Below are 19,252 nucleotides of genomic sequence, written 5' to 3' on the forward strand. Positions count from 1 at the left end.
GGCTCACTTCCCGACGCCAGGGATACCGCGGAACCGGCTCTGCCGGGCCGCCGGTATCGCCCCCGGCGAGGGGGTTGGCGGCCACACGAAGTGGGCAAGCCTGGGGGAGTACGTTATCAATTCAGCTTGCCGTGGCACTGCTTGTACTTCTTGCCACTGCCGCAGGGGCACGGATCGTTGCGGCCGACGCGGGCAAAGGCCATGGCTTCGGCGCTCAGCGCACCGGCGCCGGCGGCCGCTGCACGGCGCTGACTCTCCTCGTCGACACGCACCTCGACCTCGCCGGTTTCGGTCGGCGCACTGTAGGTGATGTTGGTGACGTTCTCGCCACGGCTCTCGAGCGCCTCGGCAGCCTCTTCGAGCTGCTCGCCCGACTGCACGCGCACCGTCATCAGCTGGCGAGTGACTTCGTTCTTGACCGAGTCGAGCAGCTGGCCGAAGAGTTCGAAGGCTTCGCGCTTGTATTCCTGCTTGGGCTGCTTCTGCGCGTAGCCGCGCAGGTGAATGCCCTGGCGCAGGTAATCGAGGGAAGCCAGGTGTTCGCGCCAGTGGGTGTCGATGCTCTGCAGCAGCACCATGCGCTCGAACTGGGTGAAGTTCTCCTGGCCGATCAGCGCGACCTTGGCGTCGAAGGTCTCGTTGGCGTTCTTGAGCACCTTCTCGACGATGTCTTCGTCGGCGATGGCGTCGGAGGCCTCGACTTCCTTCTTGAGCGGCATGTCGATGCCCCACTCGTTGAAGAGGCTCTTCTCGAGGCCGTCCAGGTCCCATTGCTCCTCGACCGATTCGCTCGGCACGTACTGGCGGGCGAGGTCTGTGAAGCAGCCTTCGCGCAGCGCGGCGATCTGCGCCGTGAGGTCGCCCGCGTCGAGGATGTCGTTGCGCTGCTGGTAGATCACCTTGCGCTGGTCGTTCGAAACGTCGTCGTACTCGAGCAGTTGCTTGCGGATGTCGAAGTTGCGCGCCTCGACCTTGCGCTGAGCGCTCTCGATGCTGCGCGTGACGATGCCGGCCTCGATGGCTTCGCCGTCGGGCATCTTCAGGCGGTCCATGATCGCCTTCACGCGGTCGCCCGCGAAGATGCGCATCAGCGGATCATCCAGGCTCAGGTAGAAGCGCGAGGAGCCCGGGTCGCCTTGGCGGCCCGAACGGCCGCGCAGCTGGTTGTCGATGCGGCGCGACTCATGGCGCTCGGTCGCGATGATGCGCAGGCCGCCGAGCGACTTCACGAACTCGTGGTCCTTGCTCCACTCGGCGCGGATGTGCTCGATGTCGGCCTGCTTGGCGGCTTCGTCGCGGCCTTCGTCGTTCTCGACCGCCTCGATCATCTTCTCGATGTTGCCGCCCAGCACGATGTCGGTGCCGCGGCCGGCCATGTTGGTCGCGATGGTGATCATCTTCGTGCGGCCGGCCTGCGCCACGATGTCGGCCTCGCGCGCATGCTGCTTGGCGTTGAGCACCTGGTGCGGCAGCCCCGCCTGCGTCAGCAGGCCGTCGATGATTTCGGAGTTCTCGATGGACGAGGTGCCCACCAGCACCGGCTGGCCGCGCTCGTAGCACTCGCGGATGTCCTGGATGGCCGCCTCGTACTTCTCGCGCGTCGTCTTGTAGACGCGGTCGAGCTGGTCCTCGCGCTTGCTGATGCGGTTGGGCGGAATGATCGTGGTCTCGAGACCATAGATTTCCTGGAACTCGTAGGCCTCGGTGTCGGCGGTGCCAGTCATGCCGGCCAGCTTGCCGTACAGGCGGAAGTAGTTCTGGAAGGTGATGGAAGCCAGCGTCTGGTTCTCGGCCTGGATCTCCACGCCTTCCTTGGCTTCCACGGCCTGGTGCAGGCCGTCGCTCCAGCGGCGGCCTGTCATCAGGCGGCCGGTGAACTCGTCGACGATGACCACTTCGCCCTGCTGCACCACGTAGTGCTGGTCGCGGTGATACAGGTGACGGGCGCGCAGCGCCGCGTTCAGGTGGTGCATCAACGTGATGTTGGCCGGGTCGTACAGCGACGCGCCTTCGGGCAGCAGCTTGAATTCGCCCAGGATGCGCTCGGCGTTCTCGTGGCCGTCTTCGGTCAGGAACACCTGGTGCGTCTTCTCGTCGACCGTGAAGTCGCCGGGCACCGTGACGCCCTCGCCCGTGCGCGGGTCGGCTTCGCCTTCCTGCTTCGTCAGCAGCGGCACCACCTTGTTGATGGCGAGGTAGAGGTCGGTGTGGTCTTCGGCCTGGCCGCTGATGATCAGCGGCGTGCGAGCCTCGTCGATCAGGATCGAGTCAACCTCGTCGACGATCGCGTAGTTCAGCCCGCGCTGGACCCGGTCGCCCGGCTCGTAGACCATGTTGTCGCGCAGATAGTCGAAGCCGTACTCGTTGTTCGTGCCGTACGTGATGTCGCTGCGGTAGGCGGCCTGCTTTTCCTCGCGCGGCATCTGCGGCAGGTTGATACCCACCGACAGGCCGAGGAAGTTGTAGAGGCGGCCCATCCAGGTCGCGTCGCGGTTGGCGAGGTAGTCGTTCACCGTGACCACGTGCACGCCCTTGCCCGACAGCGCATTCAGGTACACCGGCAGCGTGGCGGTCAGCGTCTTGCCTTCGCCGGTGCGCATTTCGGAGATCTTGCCGTTGTGCAGCGCCATGCCGCCGAGCATCTGTACGTCGAAATGACGCATCTTCATGACGCGCTTGGAGCCTTCGCGCACCGTGGCGAAGGCTTCGGGCAACAGGGCATCGAGGGTTTCGCCCTTGGCGATGCGATCCTTGAACTCCTGGGTCTTGGCGCGCAGCGCGTCGTCGCTGAGCTTCTCGAACTCGGGTTCGAGCGCATTGATGCGTTCCACCGTCTTGCGATACTGCTTGAGCAGCCGGTCGTTGCGACTGCCGAAAATCTGGGTCAGGAAGTTGGTTGCCATGGGTGGAGATGGGCGGGCGCCTGATGAGATACGGCAGGCACTTCGACCGGATTCCCTAAGATATGGTGAAAGCAGTTGGGCGCGCTTTCAATGAAAGCAAGCAGCCTTTTTCCGGCGAGGACGCCGGCAAACCGGGCATTTTAGCTGTCTTGTTTCTGACCCCAGGATTACCCATGTATCGCCGACTTCCCCCCGCCATCTCACTGCAGCAAGCTGCGGAAGGCGCCCCCACCTTGGGCAGCCTGATGGCGCGTGCGCGCGACACCACGGAGCGCCTGAAAGCGGTGGAAGGACTGATCCCTCCGGCCATGCGCGGCGCCGTACAGGCCGGGCCGGCCGAAGGCGATGTCTGGTGCCTGCTGGTCAAGGGCAGTGCCGCGGCCGCCAAGCTGCGCCAGCTGTCGCCGATGCTGGTCACCCGGCTCAGGAACCGTGGCTGGGACGTGGCGACGATACGCATCAAGGTGCACACCGGACGCTGAGCGCATAGGCCACGGGCTTTGATTTTTTGTCTGGAGATAGATAATATTTCCAGATGACATCCTCCATCGCCCCCGCGGACGCCCGGCTCCTGTTGCTCGACAAGACCCAGGTCGACGCCCTACTTACCCCCGACGAAGTACTGCTGGCCGTGCGCGAGGCCTTCGTACTGCACAGCGAGCGCGAGGGCCGCGTCTTTCCGGTCGTGCGCGAGCCGCTGCGAACGGGCGGGGTGTTCGGCATCAAGTCCGGCGACGTGCAGGCCCAGGGCCTGCTCGGCTTCAAGGCTGCGGGCTTCTGGCCAGCCAACCGGCAGCGCGGCGGCGAGCCCCATCAGGCGACCATCCTGCTGATCGACCCCGCAACCGGCCGGCCGCTGTGCGTCATCGACGGCAACACCGTGACGACCGTGCGCACAGGTGCGGCGGGCGGACTCGGCCTGCAGCGGCTCGCTCGGGCCGGCAGCACGCGGCTTTGCTTGTTCGGCACCGGCGTGCAGGCGCGCATCCAGCTCGACTTCGCGCTGCGCCTGATCCCCTCGCTGCGCGAGGTTCTATATGCAAGTGCGAACGGCCAGCGCAACGCGGCGTTCGAGGCCCATTTCGCCGGCCGCTGCCACATCGCGCCTGCCGGCGACCGCAACACCGCGGTCGCCGGCAGCGACATCGTGATCACCGCCACGCCGGGCAGCGGCGCTCTCTTCGATCTCGAAGCCGTGCAACCCGGCACGCACCTCAACTGCGTGGGTGCCGACACCCGCGGCAAGCGTGAACTCCCTGAAGGCCTGCTGCCCCGGACACGCCTTTTCGTCGATGACCGCACGCAGGCGCAGCAGATCGGCGAAACGCAATGGGCGCCCGCCACGGCCTGCGTCGAACTGGGCGACCTGCTGAGCAACAAGGCGGAATTCGAGCGGGCGCCGGAAGACATCACCGTCTTCGACATGACGGGCCTCGCATTGCAGGACCTGACAGTCGCGCGCCTGCTTCATGCGCGCGCGGCCGAAACCGGCGTGGGCACACGCATCGCCTGGCCCTGGTAGCGCAACGCCCGGCATTGAAAGCGTGAATTTTTTAATGCCAGGAAAAGAACATTCCTGGCATCGCCGATCCGGCACTCTTCGCCAGTTTTTGTCATCAATGCGCCGGTGACTAGTTTGCGCGCACGATTCATTCGAGAAGATAAATTGAAAGCGCGAATTTATTTGCACTTCAAAGCAGGAATCCATTTTCCAGCGACTCGTCGCACCCATTAAAGACCGTCATTAATTGGCATTAACGGTCATTGTCCAATTCGCTTGCCAATCGCTACATTCCGCCACCCAAAAGGTCATGGCGGAAACCGGCAATACGCCTCTCCATGACATTCGTAGCCGAATAAACAGAGAGAGGATGGAATGATTTCACTCGAGCCCTGCAGCTAGGCCTCCCCTCGCCACCTGCGGCATCGATCACGGGCAAGTGATCGAAGCGGGATCCCGTCCCGCCCCATAGCCGACAGACCGGCCGCCTCCTTCCCCACGAATTTCCGACATCAATGGACCAACACGGCAATTGCCGTGCTGGCGCTTTGCTTCGGCTTCTGGCATTGCGTTTTCCAACACCGTGAATCCGTCATGCGGGAATTTTCATTTCTGCAATTACCCATTTTCTTTGTCAATTTCTGAAAACTCCATGAACAAGCCTTACCGCAACAGCGTCACCGGCCAGACTCGCTTCAAGCTGTCCGCGATGACGATCGCAGCTCTTGCCGCCGGCCTTCAACTGACGGCCCCGGACGCCAGCGCATCGACCTACGCACCGGGCAACTGCAGCACCACGACCACCGCAACGATCGGACGAGTGGCCGTCACCGGAACGAATGCCCAGCCTGTCGACGGAAGCGGCACCTGGTCCAACATCCTGGGTTGCGACGCGAGCGGCGGCGGCCTCAACGGCGTTTCGGTGTTCGGCACCTACTCCAAGGGAACCGGCAACGGCTCGGCCGTTTTCGGTTTTTCCGGCACCGCCGGCCAGTGGGGCAGCGCGGTCGGCCTCTCCGCCGACGCCTCGGGCACCGGCAGCACCGCGGTCGGCTTCGGTTCGCAGGCCCGGAGCCTGAATTCGGTCGCGATCGGCGGGGCAGGCGGCGACGGAGCCACCGCCCTGTCGGCCGCCGACTCCACGACTGCCTCGGGCAGCGGCGCCATTGCCATCGGCGGCAATTCGATCAAGGGAGCCCAGGCCGCCGCGGCGGACAGCCTCGCCATCGGGGGACAGTCCTCGGTCGCCAGCGGCGCGACCTCCGGCGTGGCCATCGGTCAGGCCGCAACCGTATCCGGCAGCGGCGCCGTGGCGATCGGTGCAGCGACCCGCGCGGCCGGCCAGGACGCCGTAGCGCTCGGAAACGGAGCGACTGCGCACTATGACGGCAGCGTCGCCATCGGAGCGGCCAGCAGCACGGCCAGTTCGCTCGCCGCATTGCAGGGCGTGGCCGGCTACACGCCTTCCGCGGGCGCAGCCATCTCTGGCGCGACGCCCGCGGGCGAAGTGTCCATAGGGGCCACCGGAAGCGAGCGCAGGCTCACCAACCTTGCCGCAGGCGGCGCGCCGACAGATGCCGTCAACGTCAGCCAGCTCTCGACGGCCACCGCGTCGCTGTCCACCACTCTGGGCATGACGAACAACACCATCGCAAGCCTTTCCACGTCCACCTCGACCGGCCTGAACACCGTGACGAGCAACATCGGCAGCCTCTCGACCAGCCTGACCACGACCAACCGCAACCTCGGCAGCCTGAGCACGTCGGTCACCAGCATCTACAACACGGGCACGAAGTATTTCCACGCGAACTCGACGACAAACGATTCGGTGGCGAGCGGCGACAGGGCCGTGGCGATCGGTCCCCAGTCTGTGGCGAGCGGCCCCAACGCCCTCGCCGCCGGCAACGGCGCAAGAGCCTCTGCCAACGGCGCACTGGCGATGGGCTTCGGCGCCGAAGCCACGGGCGTGAGCGCGATCGCCATCGGCACCGGGGCACTCGCCACGGGGTCGCAGGCCATCGGCGTCAGCTCCCGCGCAGGCGGCGGCGGCGCGGCACTGGGTGACAACGCGGATGCCGGCGGCACTCCGCTGAGCCGGGCACGGAACGTCGTCAAGGGCACGGCCATCGGCTTCGGCGCGGTGGTGCAGCAAAGCGAGGGCGTGGCGCTGGGCGCCGGCTCGGTGGCGTCCACCGCCGCCGGTGTTGCGGGCTACCTGCCCGGCAATGCGCCCGCACCGCATCAGGCTGCGGTCAATACAACGACCAGCACGCAGGCAGCCGTGGCGGTGGGCGACACGGCCAGCAAACAGTTCCGCCAGATCACCGGCGTGGCGGCGGGTGCGGCCGACAGCGATGCGACCAACGTGGCGCAGCTCAAGGCATCCGAGGCGGCTGTGCGGGCCAGCGGCGTTCAGTACGCGACCAATCCGGACGGCTCGGTCAACTACGGCCAGGTCATGCTGGGCAACGGCCAGGCACCGGGCGGCACGCGCATCTCCAACCTGGCGCCGGGCGTGCTGCCGACCGATGCGGTCAACATGAACCAGCTGAACCAGGTGCGCAGCCAGGTCGGCGACGTGGCCCGCATCGCCTACTCGGGCACGGCGATGGCCTTTGCGATGTCGGGCACCTACCTGCCCACGCTGTCGCCGGGCGAGAAGACCGTGGGTGTGGGCGTAGGCAGCTACAAGGGCTACAGCGCCCTCGCGCTGACCTTCAAGGCACTGACCGGCGACGGCAGGTTGTCCTGGGGCGCGGGCGTTTCGACCACGGGCAAGGAATGGGGCTTCAACGCCGGTGTCGGCTGGAAGTGGAAATGAGGGAGGGAGGCCGACAGCTGAATCGGCCAGCATGAAGATGGCTCCCATACCGGGTGGCATGGGAGCCATTTTTTTCTCGACGACTGCCCGTCAGGCGCCAGCCGCCGCCTGGTCGCCGAACAGACCGGTCATGAACTGCGTCGACTTCAGCCCCGTGCCCGTCAGCAGTGCCACCGTCGTCTCCGTGGCCTTGATGTCTCCGCGCTGCGCCAGCACGTCGATGGCCGCGGCGGCCGACGCGGAAGTCGGCTCCGCGTAGAGGCCGCAGGCCGCGAGCCGGCGCACCGCGCCCGCGATCTGCTCTTCGGTCAGCGCCACGGTCCTGCCGTTCGTCTCGCGCAGCGCATGCAGGATCTCCACAAGCCGCACCGGCCGCCTGATCGCCGTGCCTTCGGCAATGGTCGGCTGCACGGCGCGCTCCACCAGCGTGTCGACACCCGACATGAAGCTCGCGTCGATCGGCGAGCAGTTCAGCGGCTGCGCGACGAAGATGCGCGGCAGCTTCGCGATCTGCCCCGCCGCCAGCAGCTCCTTGAAGCCGATCCAGCAGCCGAGCACGTTGCTGCCCGCTCCGGTCGGGATCACGACGTTGTCCGGTGCCGCGAAGCCCAGGTCTTCCCACAGTTCATACGCCAGCGTCTTCGTGCCCTGCAGGAAGAACGGATGCCAGTTGTGGCTCGCATAGAAGATCGACTCCGACTGCCGCACGGCCTCGTATTCCGACTCCTCGCGCGGACCGGGCACCAGTTGCACCTCGGCACCGAAGGCGCGGATCTGCGCCACCTTCGGCGCGGGCGTGTAGCTCGGCGCAAGCACCTTCACGCGCATGCCGGCCGCCGCGCCCGCAGCAGCAATGGCCGCGCCGCCGTTGCCCGAGCTGTCTTCCAGCACCGAGTCGATGCCGATCTGGCGCAGGAAGGACATCATCACCGCCGCCCCTCGGTCCTTGAAGCTGCAGGTCGGGTTGAACCACTCGAGCTTGAAATGCGGCTCGAAGTCGCCCCAGCGCTTCTGCACCAGCGGTGTGCAGCCTTCGCCCATGCTCGCGGGCCTGTCGATGGCCACCGGCAGCGCCGCGCGGTAGCGCCACAGCGAGCGCGTGCGCGAATCGATGTCGTCCCGCCCGATGCCAAGCAGCGGCGTGACCAGCATGGGATTGCCGTCGTCCGAACGCCAGCGGCGCTCGGACAGCTCGTGGTGCCTGCCGGTGCGGGGATCGACGTAGCGTGCGCGTTCTGTCATTCGTGGCTCCTGGATCAAACCGAACAATACTGGATAATACATCCAACACTGTACTTTTTGTATAAATCAGATTGTTCGTCCAGAGCTGGATACAGTCCCGGTATGAAGAAGAAGCCGAACAAGCAGCTCCTGGAAATGCTCAGCAACATGGCCGAGGGCCTGGGCCAGACCTTCGCGCCCTTCTGCGAAGTGGTGGTGCACGACCTGAGCAATCCGAAGAACGCGATCCATGCGATCGAGAACAGCCTGAGCGGCCGCGAGGTCGGCGAGTCGGTCACCGAGCTCGGCCTCGCGCGCATCCGCGACCCGGGGTTCCCGGCGGTGATCGCGAACTACGCCAACACCTTTCCCGACGGGCGCAAGGTCAAGAGCACCTCCATCGGCATCAAGGACGAGAGCGGCGAATACGTGGCCGCGCTGTGCCTGAACGTCGACCTCACGCTGTTCCAGAGCTTCCAGGGCGCGATCTCGCAGTTCACGCGCATCGACGACAAGGAAGTGCACGAGCACCTCGAGGCCGGCGGCAATCACTCCGACCGCATCCACGCACGCATCGACGAGTTCGCGGCCGCACGCGCGACCACGCCGCGCTCGCTGAAGCCGGCCGACCGCAAGCAGCTGGTGCAGGAGCTGAAGAAGGCCGGAATGCTGGAAGTACGCCGCGGCGCCGAAATAGCGGCGGCGCACATGGGCGTGTCGCGCGCCACGGTGTACAGCGACGCGAAATAGAAGAAGAGAGAGCGCCTGCCGCTTACTGCGGCTGCAGGCCGATCTCCTGCGCGACCTTCTGCCAGCGCTCGGCCTCCGAGCGCAGGAAGGCGCGCAGCTCGGCCGGCGTCGAGCCCTTCATCTGCACGCCGAGCACCGACAGCCGCTCCTTCACCGACGGATGCTCCAGCGCGGCGATGGCTTCGCGGCGCAGCTTCTCGATCACTTCCAGCGGCGTGGTGGCCGGGGCCACCATGGCCCACCACTGGTCGATCTCCAGGCCCTTGAGCCCGTTCTCGGCGAGCGCCGGCACGTTCTGCAGGCCGGGCAGATTCACGCGCTGCGTACTCGTCACCAGCAACGGGCGGATGCGGTTGCCGCCCAGCAGGCTGGAGCCGCTGGCCAGCGTCGCGAAGTGGCCCGCCACGGTGCCCGCCGCCACGTCGGTGAGCGCGGGCGCCGAGCCGCGGTACGGAACCATGTTGAACCTGATCTTCGTGCGGTTCGCCAGCAGTTCCCCCGCCAGATGGCTCACCGTGCCCGCGCCGCTGTGCGCGATGGCCGGTGGCGCGCCCTTCGCCGCTGCAGCTGCTGCTGTCTTCAGGAAGGTCTTGAAATCCTTGCTGTCGTCGCCCATGCCCGCGAAGAAAACCAGCGGCGAGGTGCCGATCATGGTCACCGGCGTGAAGTCGCGCAGCAGGTCGTACGGCAGCTTCGCCGTCACCGCCGGAGCAATCGCATGCGGCAGCTCGACGATGGCGATGGTGTAGCCGTCGGGCGCGGCCTTGGCCGCCGCGTCGGTGCCGATCATGCCGGCGGCGCCGGGCTTGTTGTCCACCACCACCGGGCTGCCGATGGTCTGGCTCATGCGCTGCGCCATGGCCCGTGCGATGGCGTCGGTGCTGCCGCCGGCGGCCCACGGCACGATGAGCTTCACCGGCCTGTCGGGGTAGGCCGCCCAAGCGGGGCTGACGGAAGAGGCGAGCAGGGCTGCAGAGCCGGAGGCCACGAAGGCCCGGCGATTCATCGTCGGCATGTTGGATTCCTGAAGAGGTTAGATCGGGCGATCGGGCCAGCTCGGATCGCCACTCGCATTGGCGGTCAGCATCAGCACCACGTGCGCGTCCGCCGCAATGGAGTTGCTCTCACGCAATTGACGCAGCGCGGCAAGGCCGCCGGCCGCGCACAGCTCGGCGCTCACGCCGGCTGCAGTGAGCGCGCGACGAGCCCCGCGCGCTTCTTCGTCGTCGACGACCACCGCACCGCCGCCCGTGGCCGTCGCGGCCTGCCATTGCAAGTAGGTGACGGTGGCACCCGCGGTGGAGAACTGCGCCGTGTGCCCCGGATAGCTGCCGTTGATGGCGCCGCCCGCGAACACGCGCGCGAGGCGCGGGAAGGGCTCCACCAGCCAGAGCTTCGGCAGGCGCGCGATGCGCCCCGCAGCCAGCAGATCGCGAAAGCCGGCGTAGATGCCCCACGCCAGGTCGCCGCGCGCCGTGGGAATGACGACGTGGTCTGGCAGGCCGCCGTCGTTCACGCATTCGAGCGCGATCGGCTTGTAGCCCTCGATCGCCAGCGGCGCGCTGCCCAGCGCGGGCAGGCGGTAGTTGGTCAGCGCGAAATAGCCGGGGTGCTGCGAGCGCTCGCGCACGAAGGCCCAGCGGCCCGCGTTGTCGGAGAAGACATAGCGCCGCGCGCCCAGCGCATCGAGCTGCCGCGCGTAGGTGGCCGGCATGCCCTCGTAGGTTGCGACCTCGCAGCCCAGGCCCGCGGCCCAGGCGTAGTGCGCTGCCGAAACGGCCGCGTTGCCCGAGGAAGCCAGCACCAGCGTGTGAGCGTCGAAATCGAGTGCCTGCGCAACGCCCACCGCCGTCATGCGGTCCTTGTGCGAACCGGTGGGATTGCAAGATTCGTCCTTGATGGACAGGCGCGCCACATCGAACTGCTGCGCCAGTTCGGGCATGTCCTGCAGCGGCGTCTGCCCCTCCCCCAGCGCGAAGCTGGATGTGTACGGCATCGGCATGAACTCCGCGCTGTCGGGCAGGTAGCTGGCGCGCAGCGCCACGTGGACGCCCGCGCGCTTGCAAGCCGGGCAGCCGTCGTGCGTCAGGGTGACCGGGTAGAGCGCATCGCACCGCAGGCACTGCAGGCCGCGCAGGTTCGGGTTGCGCAGGGGCTTGGGGGTCCGGTCGCGCACCAGACCGGGGGAATGCCCCGTGGACAAGGAGTTGGCCTGCGGGTCCAGCGGGGGAGCTGCGAACTTGAAGTCCAGAACGGGCGATGTCGTCACGGGGTCATGCGTATGAAGTTGTGCCCAAATCTTATGCAATCGGAAATAAAATTACGCAGCCTCAGATACTCAACCGATAACAGAACTTATCGATGCGATTCGGCGAAATCGAAACATTCCGGGCACTCATGCGCAGCAGCTCCACCCGCAAGGCCGCGGCCTTGCTGCATGTGACGCAGCCCGCGATCAGCCAGTCGCTCAAGCGCCTCGAAACCCAGGCCGGCATGCTGCTGTTCCAGCGCACCGGCGGGCGGCTGGTGCCCACGCCCGAGGCGCGCGCCCTGTGGGTCGAGGTGGAGCGGGTTTTCATCGGCATGGACGCCATCGAGCACCGGGTGCGCAGCCTGCGCGACTTCGGCGTCAGCCAGCTCGAGCTGAGCAGCTTTCCGGCCTACGGCCTGGGCTTCATGCCGCGCGCGCTGGCGCGGCTGAAGGCGCACCGCGGCGCGAGCCCCTGGCCGCAGGTGTCGCTGCAGGTGCTGAGCTCCAAGGATGTGCGCGACCGCGTGGCCATGGGCATCTCCGACTTCGGGCTGATGGCCGACGAGCTCTCGCTCGAAGGCATCGACCACTCGACCTTCGCGCGCTCCCCGGGCGTGGTGGTGATGCCGCCCGACCATGCGCTGGCCCGCTTCAAGACCATCAAGCCCGAGCAGCTGGCCGAGGCGCCCTTCATCTCGCTCAACCCCGAAGACCCTTCGCACCAGCGGCTGGAGGCGGCATTGGCGCCGCACGGGGTGGCGCTGCGCGTGCTGGTGCAGACGCCCTACGCGGCCAGCGTGTGCGAGATGGCGCTGCGTGGCCTGGGCGTGGGGCTGGTCAACCCGATCACCGCGCTCGACTACGCGGAGCGCGGCCTGGTGGTGCGCAGGTTCTCGGTCGACGTGTACTTCACCTGCCTGCTGGCGCTGCCCGCGGGCAAGGTGCTGTCGGCCACCGCGCGCGATTTCATTTCACTCATGCGCCAGCAGCTGGCGGAAGACGAGAAGCGCATACAGCGCTACCTGCGATAGGCAGGCTCGGGAGGGAAGCTCACTTCCAGCTGAACTCGTGGTTCAGCCCGATCACGAAGCCGCGCACGCCCTGCGGCCCGGTGCGCGACGCGCTCACGTCCACGCTGATGAGCGGCGTGATGCTGAAGCGGCCGCCGATGCGCGAGGTCCAGACGTTCGACGCACGGCTGCGCTCGGCGATGAGCGAGACGGTGTCGTTCAGCGCCCATTCGGCGCCGATGCCGCCGCGCGGCGTGCGTACGCCGGTTCCGGTGGCCCAGTCGGCGCCCACGTTCGCATGGATCTGCAGGCTGCCGAGCGGCCGCCAGGTAAGGGGCACGACGAACTGGCCGCCCGCACGGCCGCCGCGCTTCATGTCGAACACCGCCCCCATCGACACGGCGGCGCTGAATGGCGCGTCGGCCGCCTGTCCGTAGAAATTCCACTTGAGCTGCGGTCCGCCGGTCACCGAATGGACGCCGTCCACCGAGGTCCGGTCGAGGTTCAGGCCCAGCTCGAACGGCCCGACGCGGCAGGCGGGCCCGAAGTGAAAACCGGTGATGGGCTCCACCCCCGTGCGGCCCCACCAGGTCTCGTACTGGCATTGGCCCGGATCGAGCGTGCTGGCGTCGTCCACGTCGAAATGCCCTGCGGCCTGCGCGCCCAGTCCCGTGAACAGACCGGAAGCCGCGAGCATCCAGCCGCGCCATGGCGGCCGGGGCATTGTTCTGCTGTACCTGCTGCTGTTCTTCATCGCTCGCATCCCGTGGGCCCTCGAACCATTCTAGGGAGGCGGCAAGAAGGCGCCATGACGCGGCGCCGCGCGGTGGGTACCCTTCAGATTTCGAACTGGGGCTGCAGCTCCCGGATGCGCTTGATGGCCACGCCGGCCGCAGCCGTGCGCGTCTCCACGCCCAGCTTCACGTAAACCCGCTCCAGGTGCTTCTTGGCCGTGGCCGGGCTGCTGCCGAGGATCTCGCCGATGTCCTTGTTGGTCTTGCCCTTGACCACCCAGTACAGCACCTCGGCCTCGCGCGCCGTGAGCTTCAGGCTCAGGCTCATCGCTTCGATCACGGCGGTGTCGGACACCTCCCGCATGATGATCATCCACTCGTCGCCGTCGTCGTCGCTGCCAGTCTGCTGATGCAGCCGCAGCGTGAGGCTGCTGGCGCCCTGCACGATGGACAGCGCCGGCGGCTCGATGCCGCGCTGGCGTGCGTCGGGCGTGTGGCTGCGCAGCCATTCGAGCACGGCCGGCGGCGTTTCCGGCGCGCGCGTGTCGCAGTAGCGCTGCAGCAGGTCGCGCGCGAGCGCCGTCTGCCAGATCAGCCGCCCCTCGGGCAGCCGCACCGTGATGCTCGCGTAGCCGAAGGCATCGAGCGCGTTGCGCGCCTGGCCGGCCTGCTGAGCGTCCTGCCGCGCGCGACGTGCGCCCTGCAGATGCACGTTCATGCGCGCCAGCACTTCCTTCGGCTTGATGGGCTTGGTGACGTAGTCGACACCGCCGGCCTCGAGCGCGGCCACCAGGTGCTCGGTCTCGGTGAGGCCCGTCATGAACACGATGGGAATGTGCGCCGTGGCCGCATCGGCCTTGAGCCGGCGCGCGACCTCGAAGCCGTCGATGCCCGGCATCATCGCGTCGAGCAGCACGATGTCGGGCTTGGCCTGCACGGCGCGCTGCAACGCCTGTTCGCCGTTGGTGGCGATGAGCACGGTGTAGCCCGATTCGTCGAGCGCGTCGTGCAGTACCGCAAGGTTGTCGGGCACGTCGTCCACGATCAGCACGAGGTCGCTGTTGGCGCCCTGCTGTTCGCGCAGGGTCTTGGCGAGCGATGAGGTTTCCATGGCAGGAGGTTGCGTCGGCGGGGTCATGCGGCGCTTTCGACGGCCTCGGCCAGCGCGCGGCTCATGGCCTCGAACTGGAACTGCCGGGCCAGCGCGCGCTGGGCGTCGGTCCAGGCCGCGCATTCGGGCTGCGCGGCGTCGATGTCGTCGAGCTGGTTCATGATGCCGCGGAAGTAACCCAGGCTCACGGCCTCGTCGAGCGCGCGCAGGCGAGCCAGCGAAGGGGCCTGCATCGCGCGCGGCGCCGCAGCGGCGGCGGGCCTGGCGGCAACGTCGGTCCACTGCAGCCCGAGCCGGCGCTCGAGCCAGTCGAGCAATTCGGAATGGCGCACGGGCTTGACGAAGAAATCTTCCGGCGCAATGCCCACGTCGTTGTCGAGCCCCTTGTCAAATGCGTTGGCCGAGACGATGGCCACCGAGGCTTCGGTCAGCCCCAGCTTGCGCGCGCGGCGGATGGTTTCCCAGCCGTCGATGCCGGGCATCGCGAGGTCGACGAACATCGCATCGGGCCGGTAGCCGGCCGCGATGAGGTCGAGCGCGTCGTGTCCGCTGGCCGCGCTGCGCAGTTCGAAGCCCAGCGGCGCGAGCAGGTGGCCCAGCAGGTCGCGGTCGGCCTCTTCGTTGTCCACCACCAGCAAACGGCGACGCGGGCCCTCGTAGCCGCGCCGCGCGCGCTGCACCGGCAGCGGGCGGCCGGAGCCGGCCGTCGTGTCGTGCACGCGCGGCAGGAAAAGGCGCACGCAGAAGAGCGACCCCACGCCCGGCGTGCTGCTCACCTTCATCTCGCCGCCCATCAGGTCGGTGAGCATCTTGGCGATGGTGAGGCCGAGCCCCGCGCCCGGCGCGGCGGCCGTGCCCGTCGCGTTGCCGCGCGCAAAGGGCTCGAAGATGCGCTCGATGTCCCCGGCCGGCATGCCGGGGCCCGTGTCCTCGATCTCGATGGAAGCGAACTCGCGCGCATAGGCCAGCCGCAGCGTGACCTGCCCGACCGCCGTGAACTTGATCGCGTTGCCCAGCAGGTTGATGAGGATCTGCAGCACGCGCTTTTCATCCGCGCGCACCACCTCGGGCAACGCCCCCGCCGCTTCGAAACGGAACTGCAGCCCCTTCTCCGCCGCCTGCAGCTCGAACATGTCGGCCAGTTCGCGCAGCGTGTCGGCGAAGCGCATCGGCCGTGCATGCAGCGTGAGCTTGCCGGCCTCGATGTGCGCGATGGCCAGCGTGCCCTCGATGAGCGACAGCAGGTGCTCCCCGCCACGCTTGATGACGGCCACCGCCTGCTGGCGATGCGGCGGCACCGAGTGGTCTTCGCCCATCAGCTGCGCATAGCCCAGGATGCTGTTGAGCGGCGTGCGCAGCTCGTGGCTGATGGCGCTGATGTAGCGGCTCTTGGCCTGGTTGGCCTGGTCGGCCGCCTGCTTGGCCTGCTCGGCAATCTCGCGCGCCTCGTCGGCGGCCTGCTTGGCGGCCTGCAGGGCGCGGTCGGTCTCGCGGTGCAGTTCGATCTCGCGCACCAGCAGGTGGGTCTGGCGGTTCGACTCCTCCTGCGCCACCTTGCGGCTCTGGTGCGCCAGCACCAGCCACCACGCAACGATGCCCGCGATGACCAGCAGCGCCATGTAGGCCTTGAGGAAGCCCGAGCGCAGCGACAGCTTCTGCACGCCCGCCAGCGCGGCCGCCACGTCGGACTCGGAAGCCAGCTCCAGCGCGCCTTCGGCGAAGGCGCGCAGCTCCTGCTGGTAGAGCACGCCGAACACCACGGCCAGCAGCGGCACGATGATGAGCATCAGCAGCAGGAAATGCCCCAGCCCCGTGTCGAGGTAGCGCCAGCTGCGGCGCGGCAGCATCCAGCGAAGCACCGCCGACCACTGCGACGACAGGCTCGCGTGCGGCTTGCACAGGTCGCCGCAGCGCGCGTCGAGCGTGCAGCACAGCGAGCAGATCGCGCCCTGGTAGGCGGGGCAATGGGCCATGTCCGGCCCCTCGTACTCGCGCTCGCAGATCACGCATTGCTGCACCTTCAGGCGCTGGTAGCTGCCCGTCTCGACCTTCGCCCAGCGCACCGCGCGCGGTCCGGCGGCGGGCTCGAAGGCTGCCGCCGGACCGCGCGCCAGGTAGTACTTGCCGCCCGTCGCCCACGCCAGCAGCGGCGAGGCCACCAGCGCCGTGCCCAGCGCGATCAGCGCAGAGAACGCCTGAGCCAGCGGCCCGAATACGCCCAGGTGCGCCGTGATCGACAGCCCCGAGGCCAGCGCCATCGCGCCCACACCCACCGGGTTGATGTCCCACAGGTGCGCGCGCTTGAACTCGATGCCCGGCGGCGACAGCCCCAGCGGCTTGTTGATGACCAGGTCGGCCACAACGGCCATCATCCAGGCGATGGCGATGTTGGCGAACAGCCCGAGCACGTCGCCAAGCGCCTCGAACACGTTCATCTCCATCAGCATGAAGGCGATGAGCGCGTTGAACACCACCCACACCACCCGCCCCGGGTGGCTGTGCGCCACGCGCGAGAAGAAGTTGCTCCAGGCCAGCGAACCGGCATAGGCATTGGTCACGTTGATCTTGAGCTGCGAGATCACCACGAACAGCGCCGTGGCCGCCACCGCCCAGCCGTAGTGCGGAAACACGTACTCGTAGGCCGCCAGGTACATCTGGTTCGGGTCGACCGCGCGGTCGGCCGGCACCATGTGCGTGATCGCCAGGTAGGCCAGCAGCGCCCCGCCCAGCATCTTGAGCACGCCCAGCACCACCCAGCCCGGCCCGCCGGCCAGCACCCCGGCCCACCAGCGGCGCGCCGTAGTCGCAGTGCGCGCGGGCATGAAGCGAAGGTAGTCGGCCTGCTCGCCCATCTGGGTGATGAGCGCGATGCCAACCGTGAGCGCTGCGCCAAACAGGTGCAGATCGAAGCCCTTGGTGCCGGACCGCACTCCGTTGTAGTGCACGATGCCCGCGAACGCACCAGGATCGCGCACGAGCACATAGGCAAAGGGCACCACGAGCATCAGCAGCCACAGCGGCTGGGTCCACAGCTGCAGCCGGCTGATGGCCGACACCCCGTGCGTGACCAGCGGGATCACCACCAGCGCGCACACCAGGTAGCCCCACACCGGCGGAATGCCCAGCGCCAGCTCCAGCGCATAGGCCATCACCGCCGCCTCGAGCGCGAAGAAGATGAAGGTGAAGCTCGCGTAGATCAGCGAAGTGAGCGTGGAGCCGATGTAGCCGAAGCCCGCGCCGCGCGTGAGCAGGTCCATGTCGACGCCGTAGCGCGCCGCGTACACGCTGATCGGCACGCCCGCCAGGAAGATGATGAGCCCCGTCGCCAGGATCGCCCAGAAGGCGTTGGCAAAGCCGTACTGCACCAGCAGCGTGGCGCCCACCGCCTCCAGGATCAGGAACGACGCCGCCCCGAAGGCCGTGTTGGCCACCCGCCATTCGGACCACTTGCGAAAGCGCTGCGGCGTGTAGCGCAGGGCGTAGTCTTCCAGCGTCTCGCTGGCGACCCAGCTGTTGTAGTCGCGCCGCACCTTGACGATGCGCTGGGGAGCGTCGTCCGGGGTGGCAGAGGCGGCTTCGGTGTTCACACCGTTTCGGTGCATCTTCCGTGCCATCCGTACGACTTTTGGCGAACAGGGCACGACTGTTGCAAAGAAGCCGGCTTGCCCATAATGGCCGCCACTCTCCGCCACCCGATGCCGATCCCATGGAACTGACTCCGCGCGAAAAAGACAAGCTGCTGATCTTCACCGCGGCGCTGCTCGCCGAACGCCGCAAGGCCCGCGGCCTGAAGCTCAACTACCCCGAAGCCATCGCCCTGATCTCCGCCGCCGTGATGGAAGGCGCACGCGACGGCAAGAGCGTCGCCGAGCTCATGAGCGACGGGCGCAGTGTGCTGACCCGCGCCGACGTGATGGACGGCATCGCCGAGATGATTCCCGACATCCAGATCGAAGCCACATTCCCCGACGGCACCAAGCTGGTCACCGTGCACCAGCCCATCGTCTGAAATTCGAAGAACAAAGGACTTTCCATGCGCAACAACGCTTCCAGAACCCTCGCTCTGCTCGCCCTCCTGCTGCCGCTCGCGGCCAGCGCCCACACCGGCGTCGACGGCGGCATGCACCATGGCTTCGTCACCGGCTTTCTGCACCCGCTGACCGGCGCCGACCACTTGGCCGCAATGGTCGCGGTCGGCTTCTGGAGCGCACTGGCCGCGCGCCGCGCCTGGCCCGACCTGCTCTGGGCGCCACTGGCCTTCGCAGGCATGCTGCTGGTGGGCGCGCTGACGGGCATGGCCGGCGTACAGTTGCCGGCGGTCGAGCCGATGATCGCGGCCTCGCTGCTGGTGCTGGGCCTGCTGGTGGTCACGCGCGTGCACCTGCCGGCCGTGGCGGCGATGGCGGTGGTCGGCGTGTTCGCGGTGTTCCACGGCGTGGCGCATGGCTACGAACTGGCCAGCGAAGAAGGCGCGGCCCTCACGCTGGCCGGCATGGTCAGCGCCACGGTGCTGCTGCACGCCGCCGGCATCGCGATCGGCTGGGCACTGCGCCATGCCAACGCCTGGCTGCCGCGCATCGCGGGCGCCGCAGTGCTCGGCCTGGGCGCGACGCTGCTGGCGCAAGCCATCTGAGGCAGCCGGCAATGATCCCTGGCGAACTCTTCACCGACGACGGCGAGCACGCGCTCAACCCCGGCCGCCGCACCCTCACGCTGGTGGTGCAGAACACCGCCGACCGGCCGATCCAGGTCGGCTCGCACTATCACTTCGCCGAGACCAACGGCGCGCTCGGCTTCGACCGCGAGGCCGCGCGCGGCATGCGGCTGAACATCGCCTCGGGCGCCGCTGTGCGCTTCGAACCGGGCCAGCAGCGCACGGTCGAGCTGGTCGATTTTTCCGGCGATCGCATCGTCTACGGCTTTCGCGGCCTCGTTCAAGGGAAGCTCTGA

15 protein-coding genes are annotated in these 19,252 nt (G+C 67.7%); 8 read left to right on the plus strand and 7 right to left on the minus strand.

Going from position 1 to position 19,252, the window contains the following annotated elements; all coding sequences use genetic code 11:
* Positions 1-116: 116 nt before the first annotated feature.
* Positions 117-2,903 carry a preprotein translocase subunit SecA gene (secA, locus tag EJO71_RS03840; protein WP_125946733.1) on the minus strand — a complete coding sequence of 929 codons (2,787 nt, stop codon included), beginning with the start codon at positions 2,901-2,903 and terminating at the stop codon, positions 117-119.
* 173 nt (positions 2,904-3,076) lie between these two features.
* Here secA and EJO71_RS03845 point away from each other — a divergent pair, with 173 nt between their 5' ends.
* From EJO71_RS03845 to EJO71_RS03855, 3 genes are all read left to right on the plus strand, one after another.
* Positions 3,077-3,385, plus strand: a complete 309-nt coding sequence (locus tag EJO71_RS03845) for a hypothetical protein (protein ID WP_125947389.1) — start codon at positions 3,077-3,079, stop codon at positions 3,383-3,385.
* 53 nt (positions 3,386-3,438) lie between these two features.
* On the plus strand, positions 3,439-4,425 hold the full coding sequence (locus EJO71_RS03850; protein WP_125946732.1) for an ornithine cyclodeaminase family protein: 987 nt from the start codon (positions 3,439-3,441) through the stop codon (positions 4,423-4,425).
* Positions 4,426-5,056: 631 nt separating this feature from the next.
* Positions 5,057-7,225, plus strand: coding sequence for a YadA-like family protein (locus EJO71_RS03855; protein WP_125946731.1), 2,169 nt, complete (start codon positions 5,057-5,059; stop codon positions 7,223-7,225).
* 90 nt (positions 7,226-7,315) lie between these two features.
* Here the strand turns inward: EJO71_RS03855 and EJO71_RS03860 are convergent, their stop codons facing one another.
* Entirely contained in the window at positions 7,316-8,467 is a 1,152-nt protein-coding gene (locus EJO71_RS03860; RefSeq protein ID WP_125946730.1) for a pyridoxal-phosphate dependent enzyme, read from the minus strand.
* Between the two features lie 102 nt (positions 8,468-8,569).
* Here EJO71_RS03860 and EJO71_RS03865 point away from each other — a divergent pair, with 102 nt between their 5' ends.
* On the plus strand, positions 8,570-9,196 hold the full coding sequence (locus EJO71_RS03865) for a helix-turn-helix transcriptional regulator (RefSeq protein ID WP_125946729.1): 627 nt from the start codon (positions 8,570-8,572) through the stop codon (positions 9,194-9,196).
* Between the two features lie 22 nt (positions 9,197-9,218).
* Here EJO71_RS03865 and EJO71_RS03870 read toward each other — a convergent pair whose 3' ends face one another.
* Together EJO71_RS03870 and EJO71_RS03875 are read right to left on the minus strand one after the other, a co-directional pair.
* Positions 9,219-10,211, minus strand: a complete 993-nt coding sequence (locus EJO71_RS03870; protein ID WP_125946728.1) for a tripartite tricarboxylate transporter substrate-binding protein — start codon at positions 10,209-10,211, stop codon at positions 9,219-9,221.
* Positions 10,212-10,229: 18 nt separating this feature from the next.
* A complete protein-coding gene (locus EJO71_RS03875; protein WP_125946727.1) occupies positions 10,230-11,465 on the minus strand; it encodes a pyridoxal-phosphate dependent enzyme in 1,236 nt (411 codons plus the stop codon).
* 92 nt (positions 11,466-11,557) lie between these two features.
* Between EJO71_RS03875 and EJO71_RS03880 the strand changes: the two genes are divergently transcribed.
* Positions 11,558-12,478, plus strand: a complete 921-nt coding sequence (locus EJO71_RS03880) for a LysR substrate-binding domain-containing protein (RefSeq protein WP_125946726.1) — start codon at positions 11,558-11,560, stop codon at positions 12,476-12,478.
* A 19-nt stretch (positions 12,479-12,497) separates the two neighbouring features.
* Here EJO71_RS03880 and EJO71_RS03885 read toward each other — a convergent pair whose 3' ends face one another.
* From EJO71_RS03885 to EJO71_RS03895, 3 genes are all read right to left on the minus strand, one after another.
* Positions 12,498-13,181, minus strand: coding sequence for a hypothetical protein (locus EJO71_RS03885; protein ID WP_240651235.1), 684 nt, complete (start codon positions 13,179-13,181; stop codon positions 12,498-12,500).
* A gap of 113 nt (positions 13,182-13,294) precedes the next feature.
* The gene (locus EJO71_RS03890; protein WP_125946725.1) at positions 13,295-14,302 is read right to left on the minus strand and encodes a response regulator transcription factor; all 1,008 of its coding nucleotides are present in this window, start codon (positions 14,300-14,302) and stop codon (positions 13,295-13,297) included.
* A 23-nt stretch (positions 14,303-14,325) separates the two neighbouring features.
* On the minus strand, positions 14,326-17,904 hold the full coding sequence (locus EJO71_RS03895; protein WP_125946724.1) for an ATP-binding protein: 3,579 nt from the start codon (positions 17,902-17,904) through the stop codon (positions 14,326-14,328).
* Between the two features lie 104 nt (positions 17,905-18,008).
* On the opposite strand from EJO71_RS03895, the gene EJO71_RS03900 reads away from it, so the two are divergent.
* Genes EJO71_RS03900 through EJO71_RS03910 form a run of 3 tightly spaced genes read left to right on the plus strand, consistent with a single transcriptional unit; the run spans position 18,009 to position 19,252 of the window.
* On the plus strand, positions 18,009-18,311 hold the full coding sequence (locus EJO71_RS03900; RefSeq protein ID WP_056512745.1) for an urease subunit gamma: 303 nt from the start codon (positions 18,009-18,011) through the stop codon (positions 18,309-18,311).
* Positions 18,312-18,335: 24 nt separating this feature from the next.
* Positions 18,336-18,935: a HupE/UreJ family protein gene (locus EJO71_RS03905; RefSeq protein WP_125946723.1), complete on the plus strand. Its 600-nt coding sequence runs from the start codon at positions 18,336-18,338 to the stop codon at positions 18,933-18,935.
* An 11-nt stretch (positions 18,936-18,946) separates the two neighbouring features.
* Positions 18,947-19,252 (plus strand): urease subunit beta, encoded by a 306-nt coding sequence (locus EJO71_RS03910; protein WP_093057422.1) that lies wholly within the window; start codon positions 18,947-18,949, stop codon positions 19,250-19,252.

The sequence above is a fragment of the Variovorax sp. 679 genome (assembly GCF_003952185.1).
Taxonomy (GTDB): Bacteria; Pseudomonadota; Gammaproteobacteria; order Burkholderiales; family Burkholderiaceae_C; genus Variovorax.